Source organism: Escherichia sp. MAL-1 (genome assembly GCF_052948035.1).
Map to the genome: position 1 here is coordinate 2,121,156 of NZ_CM129609.1, position 12,577 is coordinate 2,133,732.

The following is a 12,577-nucleotide window of genomic DNA, read 5'->3' on the forward strand; positions in this document are numbered from 1 at the left end:
ATTACCAAATGATTACCACGGACGATGCGCTGGCTTCTTTGTGTGAAGCCGTCCGTGCCTTTCCGGCGATAGCCCTGGATACTGAATTTGTTCGTACGCGCACTTATTACCCGCAGCTGGGTTTAATTCAACTTTTTGATGGTGAGCATCTGGCGTTAATTGATCCTCTCGGGATCACCGACTGGTCACCGCTGAAAGCGATCCTGCGCGATCCGTCCATCACAAAATTTCTCCATGCAGGCAGTGAAGATCTGGAAGTGTTCCTCAATGTCTTTGGCGAATTACCACAACCCCTGATTGACACGCAAATCCTTGCTGCCTTCTGCGGACGCCCGATGTCATGGGGGTTCGCTTCCATGGTGGAAGAGTATTCCGGCGTTACGCTGGACAAGAGTGAATCGCGCACCGACTGGCTGGCCAGACCGCTGACCGAACGTCAGTGTGAATACGCAGCGGCTGATGTCTGGTATCTGTTACCGATCACCGCCAAGCTTATGGTAGAAACGGAGGCCTCCGGCTGGCTACCTGCGGCGCTGGATGAATGCCGCCTGATGCAAATGCGTCGTCAGGAAGTCGTTGCGCCGGAAGATGCCTGGCGTGATATGACCAATGCCTGGCAATTACGCACACGCCAACTGGCCTGTCTGCAACTGTTAGCCGACTGGCGACTGCGCAAGGCTCGTGAGCGTGATCTGGCGGTGAACTTTGTCGTGCGTGAAGAGCATTTGTGGTCGGTCGCGCGTTATATGCCGGGAAGTTTAGGCGAACTGGACAGCCTGGGTTTATCCGGTAGCGAAATCCGCTTTCACGGTAAAACGCTGCTGGCGCTGGTGGAAAAAGCGCAGACATTGCCGGAAGAGGCCTTACCGCAGCCGATGCTTAACCTGATGGACATGCCGGGTTATCGTAAAGCGTTTAAAGCGATTAAGTCGCTGATTACTGACGTGAGCGAAACGCATAAGATCAGCGCCGAATTGCTGGCATCGCGTCGGCAAATCAACCAACTGCTGAACTGGCACTGGAAACTGAAACCGCAGAACAATTTGCCGGAGCTGATTTCCGGCTGGCGTGGTGAGCTGATGGCGGAAGCATTACACAATTTATTGCAGGAATATCCGCAGTAAAATCTTCCGAAGCCGGACTGGGCGCGCTCAGCGCCACATCCGGCTTTGGCAAACTACAAATCCAACACCAGGCGTTTACCCTTCGCACGCGAACAACAGATCAACATACTTTGCTGGCTGGCACGCTCTTCATCGCTAAAATACTGATCCCGATGGTCAGCTTCACCTTCCAGTATTGCTGTTTCGCAGGTTCCGCATACCCCTTCACGACATAAACATTCCACTTTCGCGGCTTTATTATTTTCAATAACCTGCAAAATAGTCATCTCTTCCGGCACCACAAACTCTTTTCCGGAACGGGCAAGCACCAGGGTAAAGGCATCGCCGGTTTTGTCTTCGATAGCAAATTGCTCAAAGTGCAGCGTATCGGCGGCGATGTCCAGACGCGCAGCTTCACTTCTTACCGCTTCATTTAGCGCCTCGGGACCACAGGTATAAACGTGTGTGCCAGGTTCGATATCCGCCAATAATCGCGCTAATTCCAGTCGTGTTCCGGTTGATGAGTGATGCAAGTGAACTTTCTCAGCCTGCGGATGCTGGACTAGCTCATCACGAAATGCGCAACTTTCTGGATTTCGCGAGCAGTAATGTAGCTGCCAGTCGACGTCGCTGTGTTGCAGCTCTGCCATGTGCGACAGGAAAGGGGTGATACCAATACCGCCCGCGATAAACAGATGCTTTCTGGCTGAGGGAATTAGCGCAAACAGGTTATTAGGCGTTGAAATCGTTAACCGATTGCCCACTTTTACCTGCTGATGCAAAAAGCGGGAACCGCCGCGCGAGTTTTCCTCCAGCCGAACGGCAATCTGATAACAAGAGGTGTCATGCGGCGAACTCAGTAGTGAATACGCATTGCTGTACTGGTTATCACCATCGCTCATCTGCACAATGACGTGACTTCCTCCGGTAAACGCAGGTAATGGTTTGCCATCGGTTGCCACCAGCGTGAAGCGTTTCACCTGTTCGGTAAGGGGTTCAACCTGGCTCACCTGTACTTCAAACATTTGATAGTCTGACATTGCTGTACTCCATCAAAAATCAGCCCAGCGGCGGAAAATACCGCCGCCGATGTCATTAGTCCTTAAACACCTGCGCCAGCAGATTATGGAAATGGGCGATACCATGTTCGGAAATGCCACTACCGCTACTGTCGGCCATGATGCGCCCCTGACCACGATAGCCACGCGATTTCAGCCCTTTCTGTACGCTTTCAACCAGACGTAAATCTTCCGGACGGAACACATCGCGATACCACTCAATCAGCGATTTTTGCTCGTCGGTTAACTCTTCATTGGTGAAGTAAATATCGTAGTTTTGCAGGGTAGTTTCAGAATCCACCGGGAATTCATAAATGACCGTCATCATCCCTTTGATCGGGGTGACGTTCAGCATCGTGCACGGCCACAGCCAGAAACCGTGGAATGCCGCATCCGTACCCTCTTCAAATTTAAACGACTGTTCGGACGGTTTGGCGAAACCGTATTGCAGCGTCCAGTTACCGTGCATGGTGTGCCAGTAACGATCAACCTGTACGGAGTCGGAGAAACCTGGATGCGCCGGACCACAGTGATAGCACTCGAGATAGTTATCGACAATGTTCTTCCAGTTGGCAGGCGTGCGGGTGGTAAAGCGGGCCGCCAGTTTCAGATCGTGGACTTCCGGGCAGGCTTCCAGCACTTTCGCGCCCAGGCCGGGTAATTGATCTTCTACGCTGGTGGCGTTGGGGTCCATGTTGATGAAGACGAATCCGGCATATTCTTCCAGACGCACCGGAACCAGTTGCGCTTTGTCGCTATCGAAATTGGCGACGTTTTCGCAGTTACGTGCATGGGCCAGGTTGCCATCGAGTTTGAATGCCCATGCGTGATACGGGCAGGTAATCACATTTTTTGCTTTTCCTTCACCGCTCAACAACTGATGACCACGGTGCGGACACACGTTATAGAACGCGCGCAAAACCTTATCACGACCGCGTACCAGCACGATGCTTTCGCCAATGATCTCACGCGTCACATAATCATTGGCATTCGCCAGTTCGCTGCTGTGAGCGACGCAAATCCAGCTTTTGGCGAAGACGTTCTCTTTTTCGTGTTCAAACGCGTTCTGATCGGTATAAAAACGGGCAGGAATGGTCCACGCCTCTTGCGGGTTAGCGCAAAAATTTTCGGGTAGTACAAAGTCAGGGCTCAGATTGCTCATAGGGATACCTTTATCGTTAGGATGATGGCGCTCAGTTGTCGCCTTTGAATACGGTTCCCGCAGGGAGCACTGGCGTTTTTTCCAGGGCTTCAACCGGTGTCTGCGGGAGATAATGTTCAACTTGATGAGCCGGAATGTCGGCGTAATCCTGTTTCAGCCAGCGAATAAACCCGCCGACTTTCACCAGTAAAATGACGAGGAAGGGAAGGGCTGTGAGCACGACGGTGGTTTTCATCGTTTCCAGCGAAGCACCGGTAAACAAGATGGAAAGCGGGATCAGAGTGATCACCACGCACCAGAAAAGACGCAGCCCACGGTCAGGATCGTCACCTTCCTGGAGATTACGCGTACTGGTCGCCGCCATGGTGTAGGCCACTGCATCCATATGCGAGGCAAGGAAAATAATCATCACGCCCAGGTATGCGGCGAGGAACAATTTACCGGCTGGCAACGACATCAGAACTTGCTGTACAGCTGTTTCGCCGCCCAGTGTTTCCAGCACCTGTGGGACGTTGATTACGCCATTGATAAACTGATGAATGGCATAGCTTTCCATTACGCCAAAGAAGAACCAGCAACCGACGGTGCTGCCGAGGATCAGTCCCCAGATAACTTCTTTAATCTTACGACCGCGGGAAACGCGGGTGACAAACATTGCTACGCCAGGGGTGTATGAGATCCACCACAGCCAGTAGAAAACGGTCCAGTTGCGGGTAAATGAACCATCGCCAAGCGGATCGGTGAATAAGCTCATTTGCAGGAAGTTTTGCGTGGTCAGGCCGATGGCATTGATGATGCTGTTGGTAATAAATTCGGTTGGGCCGACAATCAGCACCAGTAATGGCAGCAGGAACGCGCCCCAGCCAACCATTTTGCTCAGACGTTGCAAACCGTTGTTGATACCAATCCACGAGCTTAGGCAAAAAATGCCGCCGGAAAGCAGGATCACAAATGCCTGCACGGTGAAGTTATCGGGTAAACCGGTCAGCGCGGAAAGCCCACGGGTAAAGGTTGCTGCGGTAACAACAAGGGAAATGGTCAGTGCGCCGACAGTGGCGATCAGGAACATCAAATCGACCAGTTTTCCCCATGGGCCTTGCGGGCGAACGCCGGTAATAGCAGCAATAATGCCGGAAAGGCTCAGACCTTTGTTTTTCCGCACATGAAAGTGATAAGCCATGATTAATGAGGCCAGCGTATAAGTTGCCCAGGCGCTGATGCCCCAGTGGAAGAAAGAGTAGGGAACGCTAAATTCGAGTGCCTGTTGTGAACGCGGTGCGATATTTAATCCAGGTGTTTGATAATAATAGGCCCATTCAGCAACCCCCCAATAAAGCGTAGAAGAACCTAAACCGGCACAAATAAACATAAACAGCCAGGAGAGCGTGCTGTATTCCGGTTTTCCTTCGCCAAGACGAATATTGCCGTATTTACTGGTGGCTAAATAAATCACCAGTCCCATTGCCAGCAAAACCAATACCTGTACGGCGGAACCTAACGTACGCGTAACAAAAGTGTATATTGCGTTGGCCGCGTCGGCCGATTGTTGTGGGAAAAGGCTTAATGCAGCTGCGATGAAAAGAATGGCCACCAGGCTGATGCTTATCAGCGGCACATCTTTTTTCTTAACATTGCTCATCATGAGTCATCTCCTGGGCATAAAAGCCCGTCTCTGGCTTTTGCCAGTTGTAATTATTTGCAGGGTAATGAGTTGTATGTTGTGTTTAACAAATTGATTATTTGTATGTTACATAAATTAAACAATTAAGAATACGGAAAGCCATAAAACACGAAACGGAAACAATAAAAGGTGAAATGACGCAGGTTATTTACTGCAAAGAACGAATAAAAAAACCGCGTCAGTGACGCGGTTCAAATAAACTGGTTTGACCTTAACGCAAAATAATTTTGCAAATCGCGTCGGCAACCTGTGGCGTGGTGGCATTGCCTTTCATATCAGGTGTTTTCGGCCCGTGAGCAATCACTTCTTCAATTGCTGCCAGAATACCGTTATGCGCTTGCTGGAAACGCTCATCGCCATTGCCGAGAAAATCGAGCATCATTGCCCCGGCCCAAATCGTGGCGATAGGGTTAGCAATATTTTTCCCGTAGATATCCGGCGCGGAACCGTGGACAGGCTCGAAGAGCGACGGGAAAGTGCGTTCCGGATTCAGGTTGGCGGATGGGGCAATGCCAATGGTGCCGGTGCAGGCCGGGCCAAGATCGGAAAGGATATCGCCAAACAAATTGGACGCCACCACCACATCGAAGCGTTCCGGCTGCATCACAAAACGCGCGCAGAGAATATCAATATGCTGCTTGTCCCAGCGGATCTCCGGGTAATTCTCGGCCATTGCTTCCACTCGCTCATCCCAGTACGGCATGCTGATGGCTAAACCGTTCGATTTAGTGGCAGAAGTTAGCGTCTTACGTGGGCGGCTTTGCGCAAGTTCGAAGGCATAACGCAAAATGCGATCGACACCACGACGCGTAAATACCGATTCCTGAATGACGACTTCATGCTCTGTACCTTCATTCACTCTACCGCCGAGCGAGGAATATTCGCCTTCGGTGTTTTCCCTGACCACGTAAAAATCGATGTCGCCAGGCTGTTTTCCCGCCAGCGGGCAGGGAACGCCAGGAAAGAGACGAACCGGGCGCAGGTTGACGTACTGGTCGAATTCACGACGAAATTTCAGCAGCGAACCCCACAACGAAATATGGTCCGGAACGGTATCCGGCCAGCCGACGGCACCAAAATAGATGGCGTCGAAACGGCTAAGTTGCTCATGCCAGTTGTCCGGCATCATTTTACCGTGATGGCTGTAATACTCGCAGCTCGCCCACTCCATTTGCTCAAAACTCAAGGCGAAGCCCCAGCGCTCAGCGGCAGCCTGTAACACGCGAATCCCTTCAGGAAGGACTTCTTTGCCAATCCCGTCTCCCGGGATCGCAGCAATACGCATCGTTTTCATCATTGGGTTCTCACTTCCTGACCATCAAAATTGACAACATCACCATCCTATAATTGACTGAAAAGGAATTAATCCCCGTAACTAGTGAAACATAAAACACGAATCATGAATAATTTACCGCTGCTGAATGATTTGCGCGTCTTTATGCTGGTGGCTCGCCGGGCTGGTTTTGCCGCCGTGGCGGAAGAACTGGGCGTTTCACCGGCGTTCGTCAGCAAGCGCATCGCCTTGCTGGAGCAAACGCTAAACGTGGTGTTGTTACACCGCACCACCCGCCGCGTCACCATTACCGAAGAAGGAGAGCGGATTTATGAATGGGCGCAGCGGATTTTGCAGGATGTCGGTCAGATGATGGACGAACTTTCTGACGTGCGTCAGGTGCCGCAGGGGATGCTGCGTATTATCAGCAGCTTTGGTTTTGGACGACAGGTGGTGGCTCCGGCGTTATCAGCGCTGGCGAAGGCGTATCCGCAACTGGAATTACGTTTTGATGTGGAAGACCGACTGGTCGATTTGGTCAATGAAGGTGTCGATCTCGATATTCGCATTGGCGATGACATCGCCCCTAATTTAATCGCCCGCAAACTGGCGACCAATTACCGTATTCTCTGCGCGTCGCCGGAATTTATTGCGCAACATGGCGCGCCGAAACATTTAACCGATCTTTCTGCATTGCCGTGCCTGGTCATTAAAGAGCGCGATCATCCTTTTGGTGTCTGGCAATTACGCAATAAAGAAGGCCCCCATGCGATTAAAGTCACCGGCCCACTGTCGTCTAATCATGGAGAAATTGTCCATCAGTGGTGTCTCGATGGGCAGGGGATTGCTCTGCGTTCCTGGTGGGATGTTAGCGAAAACATTGCCAGTGGTCATTTAGTGCAAGTGCTACCGGAATATTACCAGCCAGCGAACGTCTGGGCCGTTTATGTTTCAAGGCTGGCGACGTCAGCGAAAGTGCGGATAACGGTAGAATTTTTACGCCAGTATTTTGCCGAGCACTACCCGAATTTTTCACTGGAGCATGCCTGATTAATGATTCAATTATCGGGTTGATATCAGGTTAAAACCTGATTTTCTCCTTTCTAAGCCGCTACAGATTGGTTAGCATATTCACCTTTAATCGCGCATGATCGAAAGATAATTAAAGAGGTTAATGTGTTCGCTGAATACGGGGTTCTGAATTACTGGACCTATCTGGTTGGGGCCATTTTTATTGTGTTGGTGCCAGGGCCAAATACCCTGTTTGTACTCAAAAATAGCGTCAGTAGCGGTATGAAAGGCGGTTATCTTGCGGCCTGCGGTGTATTTATTGGCGATGCGGTATTGATGTTTCTGGCATGGGCTGGAGTGGCGACATTAATTAAGACCACCCCGATATTATTCAACATTGTACGTTATCTTGGTGCGTTTTATTTGCTCTATCTGGGGAGTAAAATTCTTTACGCGACCCTGAAGGGTAAAAATAGCGAGGCCAAATCCGATGAGCCCCAATACGGTGCTATTTTTAAACGCGCGTTAATTTTGAGCCTGACTAATCCGAAAGCCATTTTGTTCTATGTGTCGTTTTTCGTACAGTTTATCGATGTTAATGCCCCACATACGGGAATTTCATTCTTTATTCTGGCGGCGACGCTGGAACTGGTGAGTTTCTGCTATTTGAGCTTCCTGATTATATCTGGTGCTTTTGTCACGCAGTACATACGTACCAAAAAGAAACTGGCTAAAGTTGGCAACTCACTGATTGGTTTGATGTTCGTGGGTTTCGCTGCCCGACTGGCGACGCTGCAATCCTGATGCTTTCAGCCCGCGTTGTCGCGGGCTTCCCATCTATAATCCTCCCTGATTCTTCGCTGATATGGTGCTAAAAAGTAACCAATAAATGGTATTTAAAATGCAAATTATCAGGCGTACCCTGAAACGGCTGGAATAAACCGTTTTCAGCGCATTCACCGAAGGAGGGAAAAGGATGCTTCAAATCCCACAGAATTATATTCATACGCGCTCAACGCCTTTCTGGAATAAACAAACTGCACCTGCCGGAATATTCGAACGTCATCTTGATAAAGGAACGCGCCCGGGGGTTTACCCACGCCTTTCCGTTATGCATGGGGCGGTCAAATATCTCGGCTACGCTGATGAACACAGTGCAGAGCCTGATCAGGTGATCCTTATCGAAGCGGGGCAGTTTGCGGTGTTCCCTCCAGAAAAGTGGCACAACATTGAAGCCATGACTGACGATACTTATTTCAACATTGACTTCTTCGTGGCTCCTGAAGTCCTGATGGAAGGTGCGCAACAACGGAAAGTCATTCATAACGGGAAATGAATCATGGGCAAAGCAACGTATACCGTGACCGTCACCAATAACAGCAATGGCGTTTCTGTCGATTATGAAACAGAGACGCCGATGACTTTGCTGGTGCCAGAAGTGGCGGCTGAAGTGATAAAAGATCTGGTGAATACCGTACGTTCTTATGACACGGAAAACGAACATGATGTTTGTGGTTGGTAATTATCACTGATCGTTGATGGCGCAATTTCTGCGCCATCGCAAAAAAAACCTCCGTGATGCTCGTCACAAATCTTGCCCTCCCGATGTTGTGCTATGCTTTTTATCAGCGACTAACCCGCTAATGCAAAACAGATAAGTGAGGAAACAATGGGCATTCTGTCATGGATTATTTTTGGGCTTATTGCCGGTATTCTGGCGAAGTGGATCATGCCAGGTAAAGATGGAGGTGGATTCTTTATGACTATCCTGCTGGGGATAGTCGGTGCCGTAGTCGGCGGATGGATCAGCACGCTGTTTGGCTTTGGTAAAGTCGATGGCTTCAATTTTGGCAGCTTCGTGGTTGCCGTTATTGGTGCGATTGTCGTGCTATTTATCTACAGGAAGATTAAAAGTTAACGCTTAAATTGCACAAAGGCTGCACACAGGCAGCCTTTGCTATTTTTTAGAGGTGACGTTACCACCATCCCAGCTCAGTGCCGAGTACGACAATAATCGCCACACCCATCATAATAATCGTTGTTTTTTTCATCTTTATGCTCCCGGGGCAGCATAGCCGCCAATAAAAAACCATGCTAAAAATACGACCGCTGTAATGAAGATTACAACCGGAAAAATAATACCGATTCGCATGTTATCACCAATCAAAAGGATGTGAATACGCCTCAGGAATGTAGCGCTGGATGCGCGACAAAAGGTGTTTTCTGTTTGTGTTTTTTCTCCTGATACATCGCAATATCGGCAGCATGCAGGGCACTGTCTGCATCGGTTGTTTCAGGATCGACTTCTACTATGCCAAGACTGGCACCGGGATAATACAAATCAACATCACCTAAGTGATATTCTCCACGTATTTGCTGCTGAATGCGTTCTCGCAGCGACGAAATATCCGCATTCTCGTTGTTTAGTGAAACAACTAAAAACTCATCACCGCCGAGACGACCAATAACTTCGCCATTTTGCTGGAGCGTATTAAGGCGCTCGCCAACCTGAATGAGAAACAGATCGCCACTATTATGACCAAAACGATCATTGATTAATTTGAAGTTATCCAGATCGATAAACGCGATCATTATCTTATGGTTAAGATGCCGGGCGAGGGAAAACAGTGTCGTCAGATTTTCAAAAATCGCCCGCCGATTCGGTAGCCCGGTTAACGAGTCGGTATACGATTGCGCAATCAGCGCAGCATTGGCTTCGCGCAGCTGTTCAACCAGTGCCTCTTTTTGAATATATTGTGCAATCAGTCCGGCGAATAACTGTAAAACCTGTTCCGCGCGTTCACTCCACTGGCGCTTCTCACTGCTGGCGGCGCAAAGCGTGCCATAGAATGATCCATCCGGTAAGTGAATTGGCGTGCTCAGAAATGTGGTGATGCCAAGATTGCGTGCCGCAATACAGTCACCCCAACGGTCGGGGACTTCATCGCTGAAAAAGCAGTTTTCATCAATGGCGCGTTTGCATAACGAGTAATCCCACGAGACGGTAAAATTCTCCGGGATGTGCATTTTCTGGCTGTTACGGGCAAACATAATATGCTGCAGGCGCGCTTCGACATCCACTTTGGTCAGGTAGGTTGATTCCATATCAGTGACCATTTCCAGCATCTCCAGAAGCTGTCGGACCAGACTTTCCAGTGACTGTTCTTTGGCAAGGGATTGCGAGACGCGGGCGATAATCTGATCTGACACGGAACAACTCCAGGATACGGCGGGTAAATGCTGATTATTTAATCTTTGCAGGCATGATAAAACATCATCAACAAAGATGAAACAAGACGTAATATGTTTTGAGTGAATGTAATAAAAATAGTGCTGCAAAACAAAACGATACCGCGATACTCTAATCTTGGATAAATATGTGAGATCAATAAATGAAAATTATCAGTTTTGTTCTGCCTTGCTTGCTGGTCCTGGCTGGTTGTTCAACCCCTTCTCAGCCAGAAGCACCTAAACCGCCGCAGATTGGTATGGCAAATCCGGCGTCGGTCTATTGCCAGCAGAAGGGCGGGACGCTCATTCCAGTGCAGACAGCGCAAGGGGTCAGCAACAATTGCAAATTACCGGGCGGTGAAACGATTGATGAATGGGCATTGTGGCGGCGTGACCATCCGGCTGGTGAAAAATAACCGCCGGATGCTGTACTAAAATCACAAGCTACGTAGCCAGTCGGCCAGCACCAGCGCATGGTTCTGCGTGGTGTTTTTTGCTGAGTAGAGCAGGGTCAGCGGCTGTTTTTTGGCGATGTCCGCCAGCCGCTTTCCTTCTTGCTCGTGTTGCGCCAGTTCTGCAAGATATTGCTCGCGAAAGGTTGCAAAATCGACGACTTCGCCGTGAAAGGCTTTGCGCAGTTCCGTTGACGGCGTGATTTCTTTATCCCACTCATCAAGGGCTAAATCGGTTTTTTTGATACCGCGCGGCCAGAGGCGGTCGACCAGTATGCGATAACCATCGCTCTGTTCAGCCGGATCATAAACGCGTTTGCACTGAATATTCATCGTGTTTGTTCTCCCTTTCACGCATGATTTGTTACGTCACTATAGCACCGGATATTAGCGAATTTCTTTGTCTCTCCCGGCGCAAAGTCCGAAAATCGCCATCAGTAGTGAAAGTATGGCAACACCCATAAGTGGTACAGACCAGTTACCGTTAGCATCGTGTATTTTACCCATCAGCGGCGGCCCACAGGCTGCCAACAAATACCCGACGGATTGTGCCATCCCCGAGAGTGCCGCCGCCTGATGCGCAGAACTTGCCCGAAGACCAATGAACGTCAACCCCAGTATCATTGTTGCGCCGGAACCAAAACCGAAAAGCAGAGTCCAGGTGATCGCGTGCGCTGGCATAAAGCAGAGCCCAACAGCGCCCACTGCGCACATCAAGGCAACGAACGCTGCAATACCACGCTGATCTTTCACATGATGTAAGAAAAGAGGGATCAGCAAACCGGGAGCTGCTGTGGCTAGTTGCAGCAAACCATGCAGTGAACCCGCCTGTGCTTCGCTATAGCCGTGACTGATGAGGATCGCCGGAAGCCAGCCAATAATCACGTAATAGACCAGTGAGTTGATCCCAAGAAACAATGTGACCTGCCAGGCAAGCGGCGAACGCCAGATACCCCGAGTATGTAAGGCGCGCGAGGTACTCAAATTTGCATGTTGTTGGCTTCGCCACTGTGGCAGCCATAAAGAAAGAGCCAGCAGAGGAAAACACATCAGCATGAGCAACGCGCCTTGCCAGCCAAAACCGTTCAAAGCCAGCGGCACGACCATAGCCGATCCAAGTGCCGCCGCAGCTCCCATTGTCAGGGAATATGCGCCGGTAAGTCTGGCGACGGAATGAGGGAAATCGCGTTTAATTAATCCTGGCAGTAAGACATTGCCTAATGCAATCCCACCGCCAATGACCGCTGTACCGCCAAATAATAAGTAAGGCGAAGGGAGAGAGCGAATTGCGATACCAGCACAGATCAAAAGTAACGCGGCAAACAGGCTACGTTCCATACCAAAACGTCGCGCTACCGGGGCGGCCAAAGGTGAGATTAGCGCAAAGGCCAATAATGGCAGGGTGGTCAATAAGCCGGTTTGCGCTGTCGTCAGCGAGTAAGCGGAACGAATCGTATCGAGTAACGGTGCTGCGCCGGTGAAGGTGACGCGTAATGTTGTGGCAATCATCAGAATGCCAGCGATAAGGACAATCCTGTTTTTGCCGCTTAATGAAGTTGAACAGGTCATATGCTTCTCATTGTTACAAACGAGGCTGTACCTTACC

Annotated in this window: 16 protein-coding genes; 7 read left to right on the plus strand and 9 right to left on the minus strand. The window is 50.0% G+C overall.

Annotated elements, in window-relative coordinates; translation table 11 throughout:
• The first annotated feature begins 8 nt into the window (after positions 1 to 8).
• Complete coding sequence (rnd, locus tag ACU8XX_RS10315) at positions 9 to 1,124, plus strand: ribonuclease D (RefSeq protein WP_001318538.1); 1,116 nt, start codon at positions 9 to 11, stop codon at positions 1,122 to 1,124.
• A 53-nt stretch (positions 1,125 to 1,177) separates the two neighbouring features.
• Here the strand turns inward: rnd and yeaX are convergent, their stop codons facing one another.
• From yeaX to dmlA, 4 genes are all read right to left on the minus strand, one after another.
• On the minus strand, positions 1,178 to 2,143 hold the full coding sequence (gene yeaX, locus ACU8XX_RS10320) for a carnitine monooxygenase reductase subunit YeaX (RefSeq protein WP_001287031.1): 966 nt from the start codon (positions 2,141 to 2,143) through the stop codon (positions 1,178 to 1,180).
• 55 nt (positions 2,144 to 2,198) lie between these two features.
• Positions 2,199 to 3,323 carry a carnitine monooxygenase, oxygenase subunit YeaW gene (gene yeaW / locus ACU8XX_RS10325; protein ID WP_000067822.1) on the minus strand — a complete coding sequence of 375 codons (1,125 nt, stop codon included), beginning with the start codon at positions 3,321 to 3,323 and terminating at the stop codon, positions 2,199 to 2,201.
• A gap of 31 nt (positions 3,324 to 3,354) precedes the next feature.
• The gene (gene yeaV / locus ACU8XX_RS10330) at positions 3,355 to 4,965 is read right to left on the minus strand and encodes a BCCT family transporter YeaV (protein ID WP_000987525.1); all 1,611 of its coding nucleotides are present in this window, start codon (positions 4,963 to 4,965) and stop codon (positions 3,355 to 3,357) included.
• Between the two features lie 250 nt (positions 4,966 to 5,215).
• The gene (gene dmlA / locus ACU8XX_RS10335) at positions 5,216 to 6,301 is read right to left on the minus strand and encodes a multifunctional D-malate/3-isopropylmalate/tartarate dehydrogenase (protein ID WP_032174071.1); all 1,086 of its coding nucleotides are present in this window, start codon (positions 6,299 to 6,301) and stop codon (positions 5,216 to 5,218) included.
• A gap of 102 nt (positions 6,302 to 6,403) precedes the next feature.
• Here dmlA and dmlR point away from each other — a divergent pair, with 102 nt between their 5' ends.
• The 5 genes from dmlR (at position 6,404) to ACU8XX_RS10360 (ending at position 9,206) form a co-directional block, all read left to right on the plus strand.
• Positions 6,404 to 7,327, plus strand: a complete 924-nt coding sequence (gene dmlR / locus ACU8XX_RS10340) for a DNA-binding transcriptional regulator DmlR (protein WP_001300522.1) — start codon at positions 6,404 to 6,406, stop codon at positions 7,325 to 7,327.
• 126 nt (positions 7,328 to 7,453) lie between these two features.
• Entirely contained in the window at positions 7,454 to 8,092 is a 639-nt protein-coding gene (gene leuE, locus ACU8XX_RS10345) for a leucine efflux protein LeuE (protein ID WP_000457206.1), read from the plus strand.
• A 172-nt stretch (positions 8,093 to 8,264) separates the two neighbouring features.
• Positions 8,265 to 8,624 (plus strand): DUF1971 domain-containing protein YeaR, encoded by a 360-nt coding sequence (yeaR, locus tag ACU8XX_RS10350; protein WP_000939317.1) that lies wholly within the window; start codon positions 8,265 to 8,267, stop codon positions 8,622 to 8,624.
• Between the two features lie 3 nt (positions 8,625 to 8,627).
• On the plus strand, positions 8,628 to 8,810 hold the full coding sequence (locus ACU8XX_RS10355) for a DUF1869 domain-containing protein (protein WP_000513737.1): 183 nt from the start codon (positions 8,628 to 8,630) through the stop codon (positions 8,808 to 8,810).
• Between the two features lie 147 nt (positions 8,811 to 8,957).
• A complete protein-coding gene (locus ACU8XX_RS10360) occupies positions 8,958 to 9,206 on the plus strand; it encodes a GlsB/YeaQ/YmgE family stress response membrane protein (RefSeq protein WP_000512153.1) in 249 nt (82 codons plus the stop codon).
• Positions 9,207 to 9,264: 58 nt separating this feature from the next.
• Here the strand turns inward: ACU8XX_RS10360 and yoaJ are convergent, their stop codons facing one another.
• The 3 genes from yoaJ to dgcP are packed head-to-tail and all read right to left on the minus strand — an operon-like array spanning position 9,265 to position 10,498.
• A complete protein-coding gene (gene yoaJ, locus ACU8XX_RS10365) occupies positions 9,265 to 9,339 on the minus strand; it encodes a protein YoaJ (protein WP_001386836.1) in 75 nt (24 codons plus the stop codon).
• 2 nt (positions 9,340 to 9,341) lie between these two features.
• A complete protein-coding gene (locus ACU8XX_RS10370; RefSeq protein WP_001219350.1) occupies positions 9,342 to 9,440 on the minus strand; it encodes a YoaK family small membrane protein in 99 nt (32 codons plus the stop codon).
• A gap of 32 nt (positions 9,441 to 9,472) precedes the next feature.
• Entirely contained in the window at positions 9,473 to 10,498 is a 1,026-nt protein-coding gene (gene dgcP / locus ACU8XX_RS10375) for a diguanylate cyclase DgcP (RefSeq protein ID WP_001306169.1), read from the minus strand.
• Between the two features lie 182 nt (positions 10,499 to 10,680).
• Between dgcP and yoaF the strand changes: the two genes are divergently transcribed.
• Positions 10,681 to 10,935, plus strand: a complete 255-nt coding sequence (gene yoaF, locus ACU8XX_RS10380) for a DUF333 domain-containing lipoprotein YoaF (protein ID WP_000691930.1) — start codon at positions 10,681 to 10,683, stop codon at positions 10,933 to 10,935.
• Positions 10,936 to 10,956: 21 nt separating this feature from the next.
• On the opposite strand, the gene ACU8XX_RS10385 is transcribed toward yoaF, so the two are convergent.
• Positions 10,957 to 11,304 carry a DUF488 domain-containing protein gene (locus ACU8XX_RS10385; RefSeq protein WP_001338156.1) on the minus strand — a complete coding sequence of 116 codons (348 nt, stop codon included), beginning with the start codon at positions 11,302 to 11,304 and terminating at the stop codon, positions 10,957 to 10,959.
• Between the two features lie 54 nt (positions 11,305 to 11,358).
• A complete protein-coding gene (gene nimT / locus ACU8XX_RS10390; RefSeq protein WP_240765487.1) occupies positions 11,359 to 12,540 on the minus strand; it encodes a 2-nitroimidazole transporter in 1,182 nt (393 codons plus the stop codon).
• Between the last annotated feature and the right edge of the window lie 37 nt (positions 12,541 to 12,577).

Coding starts and splice junctions, on each gene's coding strand:
- rnd (WP_001318538.1), top strand. CDS start 9: ATGATTACCACGGACGATGCGCTGGCTTCTTTGTGTGAAGCCGTCCGT.
- yeaX (WP_001287031.1), bottom strand. CDS start 2,143: ATGTCAGACTATCAAATGTTTGAAGTACAGGTGAGCCAGGTTGAACCC.
- yeaW (WP_000067822.1), bottom strand. CDS start 3,323: ATGAGCAATCTGAGCCCTGACTTTGTACTACCCGAAAATTTTTGCGCT.
- yeaV (WP_000987525.1), bottom strand. CDS start 4,965: ATGATGAGCAATGTTAAGAAAAAAGATGTGCCGCTGATAAGCATCAGC.
- dmlA (WP_032174071.1), bottom strand. CDS start 6,301: ATGATGAAAACGATGCGTATTGCTGCGATCCCGGGAGACGGGATTGGC.
- dmlR (WP_001300522.1), top strand. CDS start 6,404: ATGAATAATTTACCGCTGCTGAATGATTTGCGCGTCTTTATGCTGGTG.
- yeaR (WP_000939317.1), top strand. CDS start 8,265: ATGCTTCAAATCCCACAGAATTATATTCATACGCGCTCAACGCCTTTC.
- ACU8XX_RS10355 (WP_000513737.1), top strand. CDS start 8,628: ATGGGCAAAGCAACGTATACCGTGACCGTCACCAATAACAGCAATGGC.
- ACU8XX_RS10360 (WP_000512153.1), top strand. CDS start 8,958: ATGGGCATTCTGTCATGGATTATTTTTGGGCTTATTGCCGGTATTCTG.
- ACU8XX_RS10370 (WP_001219350.1), bottom strand. CDS start 9,440: ATGCGAATCGGTATTATTTTTCCGGTTGTAATCTTCATTACAGCGGTC.
- yoaF (WP_000691930.1), top strand. CDS start 10,681: ATGAAAATTATCAGTTTTGTTCTGCCTTGCTTGCTGGTCCTGGCTGGT.
- ACU8XX_RS10385 (WP_001338156.1), bottom strand. CDS start 11,304: ATGAATATTCAGTGCAAACGCGTTTATGATCCGGCTGAACAGAGCGAT.
- nimT (WP_240765487.1), bottom strand. CDS start 12,540: ATGACCTGTTCAACTTCATTAAGCGGCAAAAACAGGATTGTCCTTATC.